Origin of the sequence: Desulfuromonas sp. KJ2020, from assembly GCF_024197615.1 — a bacterium.
GTDB lineage: Bacteria > Desulfobacterota > Desulfuromonadia > Desulfuromonadales > SZUA-540 > SZUA-540.
This window is the reverse complement of the sequence record NZ_JAKUKE010000003.1, coordinates 807,436-825,052: the sequence shown is the minus strand read 5'-3', so window position 1 is coordinate 825,052 and position 17,617 is coordinate 807,436. Positions and strand designations below refer to the sequence as shown.

Genomic DNA, 17,617 nt, shown 5'->3' with positions numbered 1-17,617 from the left:
TGGACTGGAACAGCTTACCACAGGATGCCCCAAAAAGGGAAAACAAAGTCCTTCTGTCTATCCTGTCAGTTCCCACCAGCCATCAAACAGGGGAAAATACAGGGCGGAGCGTACAGGGCGAGAAGGTTCAAGGCTGGCATAAAGACGGACATAGGCAGCGAGTTGGGGGGCATACTTCTGGGCTTCTCTCTGCATGAACGGTTCATGGCTCATGCCCATATCCTCGGTGATCTTGTAGTCGATGATCCAGCGCACTCCCTGCCCGTCGACAAAAGTCCTGTCGATGATGGCATGAACCTGCCGGCCATCGATGACCCCGGAGAGAGGCACTTCCGTTTCGGACTGCCCATGGTTAGCAAGAATCCACCGAGCCCTGTCGCTCGTCAGAACAGTTCGCAAAGCTCGCAGCACCTTCTCTGCACCCTGCCCCGCTTCTTCCAGGGGAACACCCAAGGCATTCAGTTCTTTGATAATGCTCCCCCGGCGTTTTTCCAGGCGTTCACCTTCCCATTGGGAAATGCCTTCCCGGGCTAAAGCTTCAAGGTAGGTGTGGGTGACGGTCCCCACGTGACGGGCGGTTTCAGACTCCCAACCGGAAAAAAGGCTGGCCTCGTCCTTGCCGCCTGACGGGGTCAGCACAGCAGGAGAGGCAACAAAGTGGGAGGCTGGAAAGACCGGCAGGGTCCAATCGACCGGCAAGCGGCGAAGGGTTCGGTTTTGAACCAGGGCCTCCGATTCTTTGGCAGTGGGTTCGGAATCCTGTGGCAGACTTGAAAAAGCTTCCTCCACCACCGGCCACAGTTTCTGTAAAAGGGAGCCGCTGGCAGGGACAAAGCCATTGTCCCGGTTGCACCGGGCGTGCCCGAGCAGGTGGAGATGATGGCGAGCCCGCGTGGCCGCGACGTAAAGAAGGCGGGTCACCTCGAGGTCTTCCTTGTCCTGCTCTATATGGCCCAACAGGTCAAACAGAGGGTTGTTGTCTTTGGCGCCCTGAGACTCGATGGGAGCCATCAACAGCCCCCATTGGGGTGATTCCAGCCAGCGCATGAGAGGCTTGTCGCTGCGGCGGGGGGGATGGCCCAGGCCCGGAAGAATCACCGTATCGAATTCCAGCCCCTTGGCCTTGTGGATGGTCATGACCTGTAGGCGTGCATTGCTAGCGGCATCCGCCGTAGCGAAGAGCTTGGACAAGCTTTCTTTCAGCGCCTCGAACGATTCAATATCGCCACCGGCGTCGTGCTGCTCAAGCAGGCAGAAGACCGTGTCGGCATCAGCTAGATCGGCGGCCTCGACACAGGCTGGCCCGCCGAGAGAGGTCCAGCTGCTCTCCACCAGCTGGCGCACGCCGATTCGGCCTTTATACCGAATCCCGTTGGTGAGAATCGGGACGACGCGGCCCAGACGTTTGCGGCCGTCAGAGGACAGAAGACTTAAGGTTTTAGGTTCCTGAATCTGTTCAAGGACAGTCCGGTCCACTCCGCCATGACTCAGCACATGAAGATCGGCCAGCGTCAGACCGCACCAGGGGGCGCGCAGGACGGCCAGCCACGCCAACCGGTCAGCCGGATGAAGCAAGGCCATAGTCAGGGACAGGATATCCTGAGCCACAGGCCTTTGCTTGAGGGAATCGATTTCGTGCGCCTGATAGCTGATTCCGGCCCGCCGCAGCGCCTGCAGAATTTGGGTCAAATGGGGGCGCGAACGTACGAGGATCGCCAGGTCTTCTGCTGGATGCTGCTGCTGGGTTTCTTTCACGATCTTCACCACAACGTCGGCTTCCGCGGCCGCGTTCTTGTCGACCAGAGGGTGAAAGGTCACGGCTTCCCCTGGCAAGGCAGGATGAACGGCCTCGGCCGGGCTGTAAGTAACGGCGCCTCTGGATTCGTCCTCCTGCCGGGGGAAAAGTGCGGAAAAACTGGTATTGATCCAGCGCACGATCTTTTCCTGAGACCGGAAGTTAGCGCTCAGATTGAGCGCCTCCAGCCGTAAGGCGGCCAGGCCCTGCTTGCGGACCTGCAGGAAAAGCCCTACTTCGGCTTCGCGAAACCGATAAATGGACTGCATGGGATCCCCCACGACAAAGAGCGTTCGCCCGTCACCAGGGGTCCAGCCCGACGTCAGGGCTTCCAGCAGGAAATACTGCTGAAAGGAGGTGTCCTGAAATTCATCGACCAGAATATGTTGAATTCTGTTGTCCAATCTCAAAAGAAGGTCAGAAGGCTGCCCGTCGGCCTGCAGGGCGGCCAGAGCCTTCAGGGCAATCTCGCCGTAATCGGCCTGACTCTTTTGACCAAAGACCAGCCAGAGTTCAGCGGCAGCCAGCAGCAAAACGTCGATGAGCGATGACAGCACCTCCCACTGCTCGTCGGTGTAGAAGGGTGGCGGCAGCATGGCAACCTGTTTCAGTTGCTCCGCCAGACCGGGAATAGCCTCGAGTTGCCGGATGACCTCCTTCAAGGTTTCCTTCATGTCCCGATTGAGGCCGGGACCCGGCGGCAAACCGATCGTAGCATTGAGTGCCTGGCGAAAGCTTCCCTTGGCGGTCAACAGCAAATCGGCCAGCCCCTGCCAGAGGAGCAGATCATTCGGATTCTCCCCGGGAAAACGAGTGACGGAGCGCAGGGCACCGAGAGGTCGGGAATCGCCCTCGGGCAGATTTCCAGCGGCAAAGCGGGCCGTCGTAAGCAAATCAGGCCGCAGGGTTCCAGGTATGTTTTCAGCGAGAAGAGAAAGCTGCTTGGCAATCAGTCGGGCCAGGGCTTCCTCCAGCTCAGCCCGCTCACTTTGGGGATTCCCTTGCACCACATGGCGGAGCCACTGGTCGCGACGGGGCAGCATGCTGGTCAGCAGCTCCAGCAGCTTATCCAGGCGATTGTCGAGATGAGCCAGCAGAACCTTGACGGCCCCATGCCCTTCTCGGTCCCCCTGAAGTCGAGCCAGCACGTTTTCGCAGGCTTGTCGGTATAAGGGTGACGGGTCATCGGCCACATCCGGCATGCCTCCCAGGCGCGACAGCCAGGGCATGCGGCGAACGAGGGAGGCATTGAAACTGTCAATAGTCTGGATGGTCAAAAGCGAAGGGTTCCCCAGGATATTCCACCCCAGGGCGCGGTCACGATCAAGGGCCTGGCGGGCGAGTTCCCAGGTTCGCGCGGCATGGGGCTGCTCCGGCTTGGGGCCTTGCGCATTGCTGAGAGATTCCAACAGGCGGTGCCTCATCTCCCCGGCCGCTTTTCGCGTAAAGGTGATCGCCAGGATGTCATCAGGACGGCCTACCGTCCCCAGCAAAGCCAGAAAACGCTGAATAAGGAGTTCGGTCTTGCCGGACCCGGCCGGTGCCTGGACAATGAAGGAACGCTGAGGATCAACGCCCTGCTCCCTTTGGCGGGCATCGGCAAGAGCCATGGTTTCGGTCTGGTTCAATCGCTCTCCTCCCCGGCCTGATCCTGTTCAAAAACGCGACATAACGGATGGAGGTCGCAATAGCGGCAGGCCCTGCATTCATCCACGGGTCTCACGGCGGCCTCGCCGCTGGCAAAGGCTCGTGCAATGTCTTCGAGGTCCTCCAGCCAGCGATGCGTCAACTGACTCCACTGCTCTATCCCCTGACGCATCAATATCTTTGATTGATCAACGGAGTCCACTCGCGGCAGGACATCTTCTTCTTTGGTGATGCCCTTAAAACCGCATTCGTCGCTGCGAATGACGGCAAAGGCCACCCCGGCGAGAGAGTCTGAGCCTGTGACGGAATTCAAGCCATAGAGGGCGAGTTGAGGCTCAAGCAGCGGGCGGTCCAGGAGGCCTTTCAGGTCGGGCTGGCCGGTCTTGTAGTCAATGATCACCAGGCTGTCATCGGGCAGGCGATCGATGCGGTCGGTGCGAACCTCCAAGGAAAGCGGTCCGACCGCAACAAGCTGCCGTGACTCCACCGCCTGCACGACGAAAGAAGACCGCCTTTTTTCGACCTGCTGCAGCCAGAACGAAACCAGGTCCATGAGGCGCTTTTTTTCCAGATCCTGCACAAAATGGGGCATATCCGGATCGTTTGTCATGAAAAACTGGGGCGCCACGTCCTGGATGCAGGCCACAACCCGCAAGAGCAACTCCTCATCGCTTAAAGCAGCGAGACCGGCAGAGTTACCGGTAATCGACCAAAACCTTTCCAGAACCGCGTGCAGCAAATTCCCCCTTGTGCCGGAATCGATACCAAGGACACTGGCCTGAGGTACTTTGACCCGAAGACGATGTCCGGCAAAGCCTCTGAAGGGACAAAGCGCCTGATCCCTTAACACGTTGGTGCCGCCGCCCACCGTTTCTTTTGCCGCCACAGGAGGCCCAGTCTGATCGACCAGAGATTCCAGCTCAGCACAGGAGGTATTGAGGAGGCGAATGGGATCGTGGCTTTGACCGAAGGGATTTTCACCGTCAGGAACGGCAGTCACGAGGGGGCTGGGACGCAAAAGACAGTCCCCTTCCCACTGCGGGTAGCTCAGCCTGATGTTTGGGGCCGATCTAAACAGACGGAAGCAGACACGATTCGCGTATTCCAATTCACGTTCGCCACTGGAATGAGGCATTTGGTGAGTGGCTTGCCAGGAGGCAGGCAGAAAAGGATTAGGCCGCGCCCGGGCAGGCAGGGTGTCTTCATCCAGGCCCATAATCCAGAGATGGTTGAATTGAAGACCAGCGGATTCCAGCAGCCCCATGATCTGCAGAGGGCTCTGCGGGCCCTCAGGCTGAAAAACGGTTTCAGAGGCGATTCTCCGCAGCAGACTGAGAGCCGTCCCGTGGCTAACGGGAGGACTGATGCCATCGAGACTGGCCAATTGGGGTAGAATTTTTTCCTGCCAAGCCTTGTAAAGTTGATAATCCTGACTGTTCAACGCCCTCTCCCCGGGCCACCCCAAATCGACAAGGAGACGGGAAAAAGTAGAAGCCCAGGCGCCTGGCAACTGGCGGCGCTGGCCGCTTCTGAACTCACGGAGGCTTTTCCAGATATCCCCCATCTGCGGACAGGGAAAGGGTTGTTTGCGACTGACGTCCTCAAGGCGCGACAGGGAAAAGGTCTTCTTACGAAGAAACCGCAGGCCCAGTTCACAACGACTGCGAGTGGTGACTTCCTGCTGACTCCCCTTAAGATAAGGCGTACGCAGCAAAAAGCTGGCCTCATCCATCGAAAGCCTCAGACCCGGTTCCAAGACCTTCAGGGCCGCAAAAACAAGCCCCATATCACTGGCGCGTTCACCGAGGGAGAGGGTGAAGCTTTCCTCTTCAAGAGCAGGATTCAGTCGGGCCCGGGGATCGATCTCCGCTGGAAAAATCCTTTTGATCAGGGACTGATAGCGAGGCAGGTCAGGCACCACGACCCCGATGTTCGTTTCGCCCGACGCCAACAGGTCTCGGGCCCATAGGGCTGCGGCCCTAACCTCGGTAGCCCTATCTTGACAGGCCAGCAGCGCTGAACACCCGGGGGTTCCTTCTACAGTGACAAAACGGGCATCACAGCCATATCGGGCAGCAAGTTCCCCGGCGAGGACGGCAAGTTGAGGCGAGATATCATCAAATCCGATAAACAGAGTGCTGGCTGCCACGGAAACCCGCTTTTGGACAACCTCCCTGAGAGCGAGGCCAAGCAACCCGGCCTCATCGACCCAGTGCCCGTCGCGACACCTCTGCTGGTAGGCTTGTCGCCAGCGACAGAAGGCTTCCTGATCGGCCGTGAGGTGGGACGTTTCGATTTCGAGGCCATAATCCTGCAGAAGTTGATGGGCTTCGGCGGCCTGAAGGGCCGTTTTGGAAAGGTGGAGAAGATCGTTCCCGGTTTCAGTCGCATCCTCTTCAATGACATTTTCCCAGAGGTGCAGAGCGGCAAAGCGCCCTAAAAGCTGGGAGTCATCACCCAGTGAAGCCAAAATTTGCCTAAGCCAGACATTCAGGCTGAGAATTTGAGGCGTCCTCCAGGCCAAATGGCCCTCTTGATTCATCCGTTGATCGAAGGCCTGGCGCAACTGTCGCGCCAGACGCTTGTTCACGGTAAGAAGAAGAGCTCCTTCTTGCGCCGCCTCAAGAATTGTATCCCGTGTCAGGCAGGTGGTTTTCAACGGTTAACTCCCGATTGGGGCACACGGGATCGCTGCCACCAGAAGGCGAAAGCAGCGGCCAGCAGAGCACCGATACCGTCCGCCAGAATATCCAAGGTCTCGAATTGACGATTGCTGGTTAGCAGTTTCTGCAGGATTTCCATGCCAACACCAAAACCAAGGGATACGGCGAAGGCGCCGGCCCAGGTCACCCGGGGAGAACGCCTGAACATCTGGAGCACGCCGCCGGTGCTCAGCGCCAGTACAGCATAGGCCAGGGCATGCTGAAGTTTGTCCCACGACAAAACCTCCCAGGCCGGCACCGGGGGAGCAGGATCGAGAGAGAGCCACAGGATGCTGGTTGCAGAAGCTAGAAAGAAAAAAATGCGAAAAAAAACCGGGAGATGATTCACGGTACAGGCCCTTCCAAGCAGTCAATGATTGTGAAAATACACCGATCGGCAAGGAAACTAAAGGAGAAATCCGTCCGTGTTGTATCAAGGATTGTCAGGTGCAGGCAAATAGGCTATAAGAAGGCGGTTCTTAATTTAACCTGGGAGGATGGCTTGAACGTTTCCATTATCAGAAGATTGTGGGTTCTGCTCGGTGTTTACGTGGTTGGATTCTACGCATCCTGCCTGAATCGCTTTACAACCAAAGGGTGGCAAAATATCCCCTCCTCCGGGGGCGTTCTGCTGGCCTCCAACCATATATCAGGGTATGAGACGGTCTTCCTGCCCTGGGCTGTCATTCGACGTTTTCCGTTGCAGATGATCTGGGCTCCGGCGAAAGAGGAACTCTTTACCAATCCGTTCCTGGGCTGGCTGTTCCGCTCCTGGGGCGCTTTTCCGGTTCGGCGGGGAAGAGACGTGCGGGCCGGGGAAAACATCTCTCAGCTGTTGCAAACCGAAAAAGTCATGCTCTTCCCCGAAGGAACACGCCACAAAGACGGTACCCTCGGCAAGGGCAACCGTGGCGTCGGCAAACTGATCTACGACAGCCGCCCTGTTGTCATTCCGGTAGCGCTGTCAGGACTCAATCACTGGAAGTTTCCAGGATTTGGCCAACGGGCACAGGCTGAATTCGGCGCCCCAATCGATTTTTCCGATCTATTTTCCTGCGAGAACAACAAAGAAACGCACGTTCTCATTGTCGAGCGGGTCATGAACCGCATAGCTGAACTTCTGCCAGAGCCCGCTACCTTGGATTAAGACAGAACCTCCTCTTCTAGGCGACCCTGCTCAGCCGAGATGTGGGCTGTCTCGTTTGCCGCAACAGGTGCAATCTTTCGATCAGCTTCGAGGTGTTTTCTTCGGGGCTGCCATCCAGAAAGACGACATCGGCCAGCCGCTGAGGATACCGCTCTTCCAGGGCCTTGACCAAGTCGGCATTAAGGCGATTGGCGGCGACAACAGCACGTCCGGTACCCAGGTAGTTCATCAAGGCGACCACCTTGCCGGCGAGACTGGAACCTTTCGTTTCGTCCGACGCCGATAAATCGGGAACAATGACACGATAGCCCGATTGGGCCAAAAAGCCTTCCTTCGCAATGGGCTGCGCTTCCCCTCCCAGCAAAACAACGGCCTTGCCCTGCCCTTCAACACAATAACTGATCTTTTTTCCGTTAATGACCGCTTTCATGGCAATCCTTTCTTTATGGTTCAAAGATTAAAAACCTTGTGACAAACAAACCATGAGCAAGGAGTATACCATTGTTCTACTATTTAATTTTTATTGTTTTTTTGTTTGAGTTCAGGTACTTACAGGGGTGGAATATCACACCAGATTGAATATCTTGCGCTGTTTTTCGCAAAAAAGCAAAAGTTGATGACGCCAGACTCTCGGATAGGTGCAGCGACTAAGCTCGATTAGCCATATTAAAAACAAGGACTTACAAGCTCTTTTGATTCTCTTGCAATTTATAGAAAACACTTTTTTATTTTTGCAGAAATGCAAAGAATGAGTAGGCAGGAAGAAAGTCGGCCCCAAAATACAGACATTTTGGGGCCGACTTTATCAGGATCAGTGGTTGTGGAATTCAAACTCGAACTGACGTTTCTGGCCGTCGGCCAACTTGGTTCCCACCTGAAACTTATACATTCCCTTCTCCTTCAGGGCAATATCAGAACCATAGCCGCCATGCATCCCCATAAGCTTGATAGCGTCGGACGTCCCGCCTGACGGTGAGGTGATTTTCAAAGCAACAACACCCTCTTCGATCGGTTCAAAATTCTGGGTATCCACAAACATGACCATAAAATGATGGGTCGCATCCATACCCATCTGAGCCATTGCTTTGGAGATATCCTTCATCTCAGCCAAGGCCTCTACGCCGCTTTCCGTTACCGAACCCAGGTCAACCATCTGACCGGCGGCTTCCATGCCGGCATGATTCATTTTACTGTGATCAATATCGGAAGCAGCAGTAGCAAAGACAGGTGACAACAGAACGGCAGCGAAGAGAAACAGAAATACCTTCATTGAATCCTCCATGGTTTAGTGCTCGCTTTGGAGCGGGAATAAGAAGTACTTACCCAATACGCTTAACATTATTCATGCCATTAAAAAATATATTCAATTTCGGACAGTTACAAAAAGGGTCTATTAACCGGGCAAGCTACGTTGTAGAAAATCCAACAGCTTTTTAAGAATATTCCACGGCAATCAGCACGGAGTGCCTGGCTGCCAAAAAACTGTGCTGTTCTTCAGCATGGGACAACCATAGAACTTCTGACATGGTATACTGAAAAACTCGTAACGGCACCAACAAACCGGGGGGATAATGACAAACTGGAAAAATTATACAAGAGAGTCGCGAATCGCTTACTTTTCGATGGAAATAGGTCTTTCCGCCGACATTCCCACTTATAGCGGCGGCTTGGGAATTCTCGCTGGCGACACCATCAAAAGCGCGGCAGACCTTAAATTACCCATGGTGGCGGTCACTTTGGCAAGTCGCAAGGGGTATTTTCGACAGGTGATTGACGAGGAGGGGTGGCAGAAGGAACTTCCCGTAGACTGGAAGCCCGAATCATTCATGGAACTTCTTCCCACCAAAATCCTGGTCACGGTTGAAGAGCGTGATGTCAAGGTTCAGGCCTGGCTCTACCGGGTTAAAAGTCCCACGGGCGGCGAGATCCCGGTACTTTTTCTCGACACGGACATCCCCGGCAATGTCGAGCAGGATAGACACATTACCGACCATCTTTATGGAGGCGACCTGTCCTATCGCTTAAAACAGGAAATTGTTTTAGGGATTGGCGGGGCCAGGATCCTTGATGCCTTGGGCTTCTCTATTCGCAAATACCACATGAATGAAGGCCATGCCAGTCTTCTGACCCTTGATCTTTTGAGTCGCGCCAGACGCCCTATCGAGAACACCTGGGATGAACGGGCGGCCTGGGATACGCAGCACGTTCTTGAGCATTGTGTTTTCACAACCCATACACCTGTTGAGGCAGGCCATGACAAATTCCCCTACGACCTGGTCCAGAAAGTTATGGGCGAACCTGTACCGCTTGCGCTTCTCAAAGAGCTCGCCGGCAAGAGTGAGTTGAATATGACCATGCTGGCTCTCAATCTCAGCCGTTATGTCAACGGGGTCGCGAAGAGACATGGAGAGGTTTCCAAATCACTCTTTCCCGGTTTTGAAATTCACGCCATCACCAACGGCGTCCACCCCTTCACCTGGGCGTCCCCCTACTTCGTAACGCTTTTTGATAAGTATATTCCGAGCTGGGCGCATGAGCCCGAACTTCTCGTCCGGGTTGACAATATTCCGGACGAGGAGATCTGGGACGCCCACTGCGGGGCCAAGGCCTATCTTTTTCAGTACATTCAGGAGACCACAGGAATCGAAATGGATCCGGAGGTTCTTACCGTAGGCTTTGCGAGACGATTCGCCACCTATAAAAGAGGCGATCTGATCTTTAGCGATATAGAACGGCTCATCCGCATGGGAGCCGGTAAACTGCAGCTGGTGTTTGGCGGCAAAGCTCATCCAAAAGACGTTCCAGGCAAGCAGCTTATTCAGAAAATTATCGGCCAGATAAAATCACTCTATCCGAAAATAAAAATAGCCTACCTGGAAAACTACAATATGGACGTGGCCTATCGCCTGTTGCCCGGGGTGGATCTATGGCTCAACAATCCCATCCGCCCCTTGGAAGCTTCCGGGACCAGCGGCATGAAGGCGGCTCTAAATGGCGTACCAAATTTCAGTGTTTTGGATGGCTGGTGGATCGAGGGGCACATCGAGGGGGTTACAGGGTGGTCCATTGGCCCGCCTCCAGAGAAAAACCCCAGTCAGGAGAATCATTCCGAAGAGGATGCCAACGACCTGTATGACAAGCTGGAACACATCATCATGCCCATGTTTTACAATGACCGTGAGGCATGGATCCGTGTGATGAAAAACGCTATCGGCAAAAATGCGTATTATTTCAATACGCATGTCATGATGCGACGCTACGTGACCGAAGCTTATATCCGTTAAAAATTTCGGACGAGAGAAATGGCGTTACCAGGATCGCGGGGTTCCCGTGTCCATATGAACAAACTGTGACTTGGGGTAATAGCCGACGCCACCCGACCGGAGAGAAAGAGCCGCATTACGAAGATTCTGAAGGTCGATGCCGGGAAGCCGGATATCAATGGCCTGCCCCTGAAGATGAAGGCTCTTGCTGGCAACCCCTGAAGTGTTACGGGCCAGAAATTCATTGGTCTCAGGTGAGCGATAACCGGATATCACCTGATAGGGACGAAAAGCCCCCACTTTCTGGCGTACCTCATGCAACATATCGAGCAACTGGATATCAATACTCTTAACCTCGCCGTTTCGATAATCTCGAAGAAGATAATCGATATCAGAGAGAGTTTCCGGAACGTATTCACCGTTCGCCCAGAAGACAGCTTTGTTAAGCCTTTCCCCCGTGTGAATGTTGTGCAAGGAGATCGTTTTTTCGGTGGCCGTAAACTTCTGCAGTTGCGCCAGGGCCTGACCTGGAAGCCCTAAAGACACCAGAGAAAGAGCACCCATCGTCAAGAAGTGACGCCGTGACAGATAAGACCATTTTTCATTTTTGTGGTGCATCATGTCCTACCAGTTCTCCTGATCTAATAAATCCTTGAAGGCTACCTGCCCCCACAACTTTAGCAAAACCCGCACCAATATCTCCACCCCTGGAGAAAATCATCTGAGACCGAACCGATCAGAAGGGACAAGTCATTATAATTACGTAGCGGCAGGCCCAAATTATCTTTTTTTCACAGAATTCAGGGAATTGGTTATTTGCGGTTGGCGGGTCACCCTGCTGACGTTTTTTTGGCACAGTCGTCAGTATTTTCGCGAGGGCTCAAAAAAGCCTGTTCAGGCGAGTCCGAATGCCCACATAAGTGCGATGGCCACAAAAATGGATGGCAGCATGTTGCCGACCGGGAGTCGCCTGATGCCAAGGAGGTCAAATGAAATAGCAACGATAAGCAGGCCGCCGACTGAGTTCATTTCAGTCATGACAGGATTGGTCAGCACGGTTTTGGCCAGGCCGGCCAACAGGGTAAGCCCACCCTGATAGACAAAAAGTGGGATTATCGAAAAAACAACGCCGATTCCCAAAGTTGAAGTCAGGGCAACCGAAGCGATCCCATCAAGGGCTGCCTTGGCGTAAAGAATCGATGGTTTTTCTCCAAAGCCATCCTGGATTGCCCCCATGATAGCCATGGCACCGACACAATACAACAGACTCGCGGTAACAAAACCTTCGGCAATTTTGCCTGAACCCGAAAAGCGTTTCTGCAGATATTCACCGAAAAGCTCCAGTCGGTGTTCCAATCGAACCAGTTCCCCGACTAAACCGCCGAGGATAAGACTGCCGATAGGGATCATGGGTTGCTGGCTCTGCAGGGCCAGTTGAAGCCCGATCAACAAAACGGCCAACCCCAGAGCGCACATCAGCGTGTTGCGCACCCTGTCTGACAGCAAATGGCCGAGACTGCGTCCGATAACGCACCCGACGATGATCGCAACAACATTGACGAGAGTCCCCTTCAGCAGCACTCTTCCTCCACACGATCCGCTATAAGAAAAAAGACCCGCCTTATCCGGCAGGTCTTCTGAATGGCGGCCCCGGCGCGATTCGAACGCACGACCTACCGCTTAGGAGGCGGTTGCTCTATCCTGCTGAGCTACGGGGCCCGATATTTAAAGGGCCTATTTATACTTCAGGGAAAAAGGGATGACAAGGGTTTTTTCCTAAAAGGTCAGGAGGCTGAAAACCTTATCCTCCGGCAATTTCTTGCGCCCCTGCAGGAAGGCCAGCTCGGCCATGAAGGCGCATTCTACCACCTCGGCTCCCAATTCGGTTACAAGGTCATAAACGGCCACCATGGTTCCGCCCGTAGCGAGCAGATCGTCGGCAATAATCACTCGGTCACCTTCCTTGAAAGCGTCTTCGTGGATCTCCAGCGTATCGGATCCATATTCGAGTTGATAGGTCTTGCCACGGGTCTTGTAGGGAAGCTTGCCGGGCTTGCGGACCAGAGTAACCCCGGCGCCGAGTTTGTAGGCCAGGGCGGATCCCAGCACAAAGCCCCGAGCTTCGACGCCGACGACCTTATCGATGCGCTGACCGATGTATCGATGAGCGATAAGATCCACCATGCGGTGAAAGCTTCGTCCGTCAGAAAGAAGAGTTGTGATGTCCTTGAACACAATGCCCTTCTTGGGAAAGTCCTGTATGTCCCTGATAATATTCTTCAGCTCATCCAAAATAGAGGCTCCCTCTTAAAAAAAGATATCGCGCGACCAGAATCCAGGCTTCCTACAAAGAGCCTTGGCTTTCTTCCATGATTTTTCTTAACTTTTCCAGGCTTTTGGCCTCAATCTGCCGAATACGTTCGCGGGTAACCCCAAAACGCTTTCCAATGGTGTCCAGGGTTTGTGGCTCACGATCATCCAGGCCGAATCGCAAGGTTAGAATGTCCCGTTCGTTATCACTCAAGGTATCGAGCCAGTCGGAAACCCGATTGAACTTGTTCAGGTCCTCGATGAGTACAGCCGGATCGGCAGCTGTGGGGTCCTCAATGGTATCAATGAGGCTGTAGTCGTTGTTTTCCCCCATGGGATGTTCGATAGAGTAGGTCTTTTTCACCAGAACCATGAGCCGATTGATGTAATGGGGTTCAACCCCCATGGCTTCAGCAATTTCATCGATCTTGGGATCCCGGTTGAGCTTCTGCAGAAGTTCACGGCTTATTTTAATAAATTTGTTGATGTCGTCCGAAACATGAACCGGCAACCGTATGGTTCTGCTTTGATTGACCAGGGCCCTTTCAATCGATTGTCGAATCCACCAGGTAGCGTAAGTTGAAAAACGGCATTCTTTGCTGAGTTTGAACCGTTCAACCGCTTTGATCAACCCCATGTTGCCCTCCTCGATCAAGTCGAGAAAAGGCAGCCCGCGATTCATGTAGCGCTTGGCGATTTTTACAACAAGACGAAGATTGGACTCGATCATGCGATCCCTGGCGGCCATATCCCCCTGGGATATGCGTCTGGCCAGATCCCGTTCGTCCTGGGCCGTCAAAAGGGTCGTTTTTTGAATTTCCTTCAGATAGAGTTTGATAGCATCGTCGGAATGGCTGTCATCTTCTTCTGCTTCGGCCTCTTCCTTGGACTCATCTTCGGCCTCCAGGGAAATTTCGGCCTCCTCTCCATCCCCTTCTTCGTGGTTCTCTGAATCATCAAAATCGGCCAGCAATTCATCCATTACAGAAACCTCTCATGAAAAAAACCGTGTAAACAGCGCTAGAATTCTAAGGGATTGGACTCTTTAAGGCAAGTACAAACTCGGATTGACTGCCTCCTTGCCCTGCCTGATTTCAAAGTGAATCCGGGGCTCCCCACCGCCGGGAGGCACGCCGGAAAGAGCAATCTTGTCGCCCTTGCTCACAAAAGAATCGACCGAAACAAGATTTTTGTCGTTAAATCCATAAACGGAAAAATATGAATTGTCATGCTTGACGATAATGAGATTTCCGTACCCGCGGATTCCGTTGCCACTATAGATGACCCGTCCCGCACCGGAAGAAACCACGGCCGATCCTCGGGGCACGGCAATTTCCAACCCCTTGTTTCCCCCACCGAATTTTTTGACAACACGACCCTTTACCGGCCAGATAAACTGGCCCTTGCTGGGAGTCTGCGGCATCGATTTGGGAATCGTGGCCGCGGCGGGAGGTCGACTTTTGTTTGGAGCCACTGCAACAGTTTTTGAGGGAGAAGGCTTTGCCGGGGTATGCACCGGAACGGGTTTTGGGGATCGGATTGCCGGTGTGGGGGAACTTGAATGGACCGTGGAGGGAACCTTGCGCTGGTGGACTGCGCCCGGAACAAAAAGTTTCTGACCAACCTGAAGCCGACTGGGATCACTGATCCCATTGACACGGGCCAGATACTGTTCGTTGACGCCATAGACACGGCTTATGCGGTAGAGGGTCTGGCCCTCCCCGACCTGGTGGTACACACCTGTCGTCGGCGTGCAACCTGCCAGGGATATTAGAAAAACCACGAAGATAAGAGTACGCAAAAGCAGCCCGTTCCTATGGATCGATCGATTGTTGTGCCTCCCCTTTTCTGTGACAAAGGTGCCTGAAGATATCCGTTCAGTCAATCCCGAAGCTATGCAGCCAGCTCTTCGCCTACAAAAGATGCCGGATAACAATGAAGCCCCCGACAAGGAGCACCACAAAGACAATCGTCAGCAAATTGAAATACTTCTCGATAAAAGCTCTCATCGCCGGTCCGAAACGGAAGATAAGCCAGGCGACAAGGAAAAACCGCAAACTCCGTCCAACGGCTGAAGCCAAAACGAAGACCGGGAAGTTAATATCAAATACGCCAGCGCCGATAGTGAAAACTTTATAGGGAATGGGGGTAAATCCTGCCGCAAAAATCGCCCAGAAATCATAGGTAGAAAAAAGATTTTGGACCTGATGAAATACCTGCGGGGTGAATCCGGGAACGTAGGCGTAAAAATACCCGGAAACCCCTTCCCATAAGACCATGCCGATGCCGTAGCCGCCCATCCCCCCCAGAACGGAGCCCAACGAACATATCAGGGCGAAGCGAAAGGATTTCGCTGGAACGGAAATGCAGAGGGCCAGCAGAAGGACATCGGGGGGAATGGGAAAAAAAGAGGATTCCGCGAAGGCCAGCAGAAACAGTGCAGGTGCCCCAAAGGGTGTATAGGCCCAATGAAGAACCCAATCGTAAAGTCTCCTTACCAGGTGCACCTCAGATATCCTTTTCCGACCATCCGTATTGTCCGACCAGGGGGACGAAGCGACAATCCAGGATGTTTTCTTCGTAAAACTGACTCCCGTTGCGGATAATCCGTTTTAAAATCTGACTCCCCTTCTCACCGACTGGAATGACCAGACGACCTGTGCAGGTCAGTTGATCGAGATATTTTTCCGGTACGGAGGGCGAACCTGCGGTAACAATAATCGCGTCGAAAGGCGCCTGTTCCTCCCACCCGAAGGTTCCGTCAGTGACTTTGATGTGAACATTGTTGCACCCGGTCTGATCCAGAACTTTTCGTGCCCGGCGGGCCAGAGCAGGGTGTCTTTCCACTGAGTAGACACGTGAGGCGATTTGGGAAAGCACGGCAGCCTGATATCCGGAACCCGTTCCGACTTCCAGGACCCGTTCTCCGCCCTTGAGAAGCAGGCATTCTGTCATCTTGCCCACAATATAGGGCTGAGAAATGGTCTGTTTTTCCCCGATAGGCAAAGAGAAATCACTATAGGCCTGGCTTTGAAACGCCTCTTCAACAAATAAATGACGTGGAACGGCGAGCATGGCGTTCAGAACCAAAGGATCGCTGACGCCTTTTCCCTTGACGAGTTGCTCAACCATGCGTCGGCGGGCTATGGAAAAATCCATCATGAAGATCTCTTAAAAGTCGGATGCACGTGGGAGGTCAGGCAAGCTTGGCAAAAACGTCAAGATCCCAGCGCGAAAGACCCGCGAAGGATGTGTAATTGGTCATATCGAGATGCAGTGGCGTTATAGAAACATATCCTTCGTGGACCGCATGAAAATCGGTCCCTTCGACGTTTTCAAATCCTAGCTCTCCGCCGCCAATCCAATAGTATTTTCGCCCTCTCGGGTCAAGGTTTTCCACCACGACATCCCCATATCGGCGTTTCCCCTGCCGGGTCATCCGTGCACCGGCAGGACGGCCCTTGGGCACGTTGACATTCAGGAAAGTATCGGGTGGCAACCCGTAATCGAAGATTTTTTGGGACAACGCGTAGGCTGCCTGACCAGAGAAGTAAAAGTCGTCATAGGAAAAGGAATCGGCCGACAAAGAAACAGCCATGGCTGGAACGCCCATCAGAGTGGCCTCCATAGCCGCAGAAACGGTGCCTGAATAGGTAATGTCATCCCCCATGTTCCCTCCCTTGTTTATGCCGGAAACAACAAGAGCGGGGCGTTCGGAGAGAAGGCCGTGGATCCCGAGGTTGACGCAGTCTGTAGGTGTTCCGTCAACAGCGATAACGTCAGTTCGAATTTCATCTGCGCGGAGGGGGGAATGTAGCGTGAGAGAGTGACCAGCGGCACTGCGTTCCCGATCAGGTGCGACCACGACAACCCGCCCCAGTTTAGCCAGAGCATCGACCAGTGCGCTCAACCCGGGGGAATGAACTCCATCATCGTTGGTAATCAGGATAAGCAAGGGGCCTCATGAATGTACCAAAAGAAACGACCGGGGGAAGACCCGGTCATTCTTTAAAGGTTGGTGGTCATGGAGTCTCTGAGTTTGGCTAGATCGTTTCGCAACTCTTTCAAAATCGATTGCGTGTCAGAGGTTTCAGGCTGGAATGCTTTTTCCGTCACAGGGAGGCTGTCTTCGTTTTGAAGTTTGGCCTTTGCACCGGCGATGGTATATCCCTGCCGATGGAGCAACTCCTTGAGTTTCAGAATCAGGTCGACATCTTTCTGCTGATAGATCCGTTGGTTTTTACGGGTCTTGGCCGGCCGAAAGCAAGTAAACTCCGATTCCCAGTACCGCAAGACATGAGGTTTGACCCCGGTCATGTGAGCTACTTCGCCAATCTTGAAGTAGAGCTTCTCAGGGTGAATTTTCATGACCTATCCGATCGCTACCTGACGCAGTGATCATTCCCCATTAATCGCGGCCTTAAGTACCTGGCTCGGCTTGAAGGTAAGAATTTTCCTGGAGGTTATTTCAATCTCCTCCCCTGTTTGCGGATTGCGACCACGCCGTGTTGCCTTTTGTTTGACAACAAAATTGCCAAAACCGGCGATTTTGATCTTGTCGCCATCCTCAAGGGTCGTTTTCAATATGTCGAAAACCATTTCGACAATATCAGCGGATTCCTTTTTGGAGAAACCGGTTTTCAAGTAAACATTTTCGACAAGGTCCGCCTTAGTCATGGCACCTCCACATAAAAATAGTACAGGTATTTGAATTCACGGGTTTTTTTATACCACAGGAATTTAAGACGATCAA

Annotated in this window: 16 protein-coding genes, 1 tRNA gene and 1 pseudogene; 2 read left to right on the top strand and 16 right to left on the bottom strand. The window is 53.5% G+C overall.

What is annotated here, in order from left to right; all coding sequences use genetic code 11:
* Positions 1-57: 57 nt before the first annotated feature.
* From MJO47_RS12220 to MJO47_RS12210, 3 genes are read right to left on the bottom strand one after another with little or no spacing between them, the layout of a single operon-like run.
* Positions 58-3,423: an exodeoxyribonuclease V subunit beta gene (locus MJO47_RS12220; RefSeq protein ID WP_253961400.1), complete on the bottom strand. Its 3,366-nt coding sequence runs from the start codon at positions 3,421-3,423 to the stop codon at positions 58-60.
* Entirely contained in the window at positions 3,420-6,101 is a 2,682-nt protein-coding gene (locus tag MJO47_RS12215; protein WP_253961399.1) for a PD-(D/E)XK nuclease family protein, read from the bottom strand. Before MJO47_RS12215 ends, MJO47_RS12220 begins: the two co-directional genes overlap by 4 nt.
* Positions 6,098-6,493, bottom strand: a complete 396-nt coding sequence (locus MJO47_RS12210) for a VanZ family protein (RefSeq protein ID WP_253961398.1) — start codon at positions 6,491-6,493, stop codon at positions 6,098-6,100. Before MJO47_RS12210 ends, MJO47_RS12215 begins: the two co-directional genes overlap by 4 nt.
* 153 nt (positions 6,494-6,646) lie before the next feature.
* Between MJO47_RS12210 and MJO47_RS12205 the strand changes: the two genes are divergently transcribed.
* Positions 6,647-7,291: a 1-acyl-sn-glycerol-3-phosphate acyltransferase gene (locus tag MJO47_RS12205; RefSeq protein WP_253961397.1), complete on the top strand. Its 645-nt coding sequence runs from the start codon at positions 6,647-6,649 to the stop codon at positions 7,289-7,291.
* 16 nt (positions 7,292-7,307) lie between these two features.
* Here the strand turns inward: MJO47_RS12205 and MJO47_RS12200 are convergent, their stop codons facing one another.
* Both MJO47_RS12200 and MJO47_RS12195 read right to left on the bottom strand, forming a co-directional pair.
* On the bottom strand, positions 7,308-7,721 hold the full coding sequence (locus MJO47_RS12200; RefSeq protein ID WP_253961396.1) for an alpha/beta fold hydrolase: 414 nt from the start codon (positions 7,719-7,721) through the stop codon (positions 7,308-7,310).
* 381 nt (positions 7,722-8,102) lie between these two features.
* Complete coding sequence (locus tag MJO47_RS12195) at positions 8,103-8,561, bottom strand: hypothetical protein (RefSeq protein WP_253961395.1); 459 nt, start codon at positions 8,559-8,561, stop codon at positions 8,103-8,105.
* 301 nt (positions 8,562-8,862) lie between these two features.
* Between MJO47_RS12195 and glgP the strand changes: the two genes are divergently transcribed.
* Positions 8,863-10,575, top strand: coding sequence for an alpha-glucan family phosphorylase (gene glgP, locus MJO47_RS12190; protein ID WP_253961394.1), 1,713 nt, complete (start codon positions 8,863-8,865; stop codon positions 10,573-10,575).
* Positions 10,576-10,599: 24 nt separating this feature from the next.
* Here the strand turns inward: glgP and MJO47_RS12185 are convergent, their stop codons facing one another.
* The 11 genes and pseudogenes from MJO47_RS12185 to MJO47_RS12135 form a co-directional block, all read right to left on the bottom strand.
* Complete coding sequence (locus tag MJO47_RS12185) at positions 10,600-11,175, bottom strand: DUF882 domain-containing protein (RefSeq protein WP_253961393.1); 576 nt, start codon at positions 11,173-11,175, stop codon at positions 10,600-10,602.
* A gap of 273 nt (positions 11,176-11,448) precedes the next feature.
* On the bottom strand, positions 11,449-12,135 hold the full coding sequence (locus MJO47_RS12180; protein WP_253961392.1) for a DUF554 family protein: 687 nt from the start codon (positions 12,133-12,135) through the stop codon (positions 11,449-11,451).
* Positions 12,136-12,196: 61 nt separating this feature from the next.
* Positions 12,197-12,273 (bottom strand) — tRNA-Arg (locus MJO47_RS12175).
* 57 nt (positions 12,274-12,330) lie between these two features.
* Positions 12,331-12,846: an adenine phosphoribosyltransferase gene (locus tag MJO47_RS12170; protein WP_253961391.1), complete on the bottom strand. Its 516-nt coding sequence runs from the start codon at positions 12,844-12,846 to the stop codon at positions 12,331-12,333.
* Between the two features lie 52 nt (positions 12,847-12,898).
* Positions 12,899-13,846, bottom strand: a complete 948-nt coding sequence (locus MJO47_RS12165; protein ID WP_253961390.1) for an RNA polymerase sigma factor RpoD/SigA — start codon at positions 13,844-13,846, stop codon at positions 12,899-12,901.
* Between the two features lie 63 nt (positions 13,847-13,909).
* The gene (locus tag MJO47_RS12160) at positions 13,910-14,665 is read right to left on the bottom strand and encodes a peptidoglycan DD-metalloendopeptidase family protein (protein WP_253961389.1); all 756 of its coding nucleotides are present in this window, start codon (positions 14,663-14,665) and stop codon (positions 13,910-13,912) included.
* 112 nt (positions 14,666-14,777) lie between these two features.
* Entirely contained in the window at positions 14,778-15,371 is a 594-nt protein-coding gene (locus MJO47_RS12155; protein ID WP_253961388.1) for a VTT domain-containing protein, read from the bottom strand.
* Between the two features lies 1 nt (position 15,372).
* Positions 15,373-16,023 (bottom strand): protein-L-isoaspartate(D-aspartate) O-methyltransferase, encoded by a 651-nt coding sequence (locus MJO47_RS12150; protein WP_253961889.1) that lies wholly within the window; start codon positions 16,021-16,023, stop codon positions 15,373-15,375.
* Between the two features lie 37 nt (positions 16,024-16,060).
* Positions 16,061-16,819, bottom strand: a complete 759-nt coding sequence (gene surE / locus MJO47_RS12145) for a 5'/3'-nucleotidase SurE (RefSeq protein ID WP_253961387.1) — start codon at positions 16,817-16,819, stop codon at positions 16,061-16,063.
* Positions 16,820-16,872: 53 nt separating this feature from the next.
* Complete coding sequence (locus MJO47_RS12140) at positions 16,873-17,232, bottom strand: MerR family transcriptional regulator (protein WP_253961386.1); 360 nt, start codon at positions 17,230-17,232, stop codon at positions 16,873-16,875.
* Between the two features lie 33 nt (positions 17,233-17,265).
* A pseudogene (locus tag MJO47_RS12135) lies at positions 17,266-17,541 on the bottom strand (integration host factor subunit alpha); the annotation flags it as partial.
* Positions 17,542-17,617: the final 76 nt, after the last annotated feature.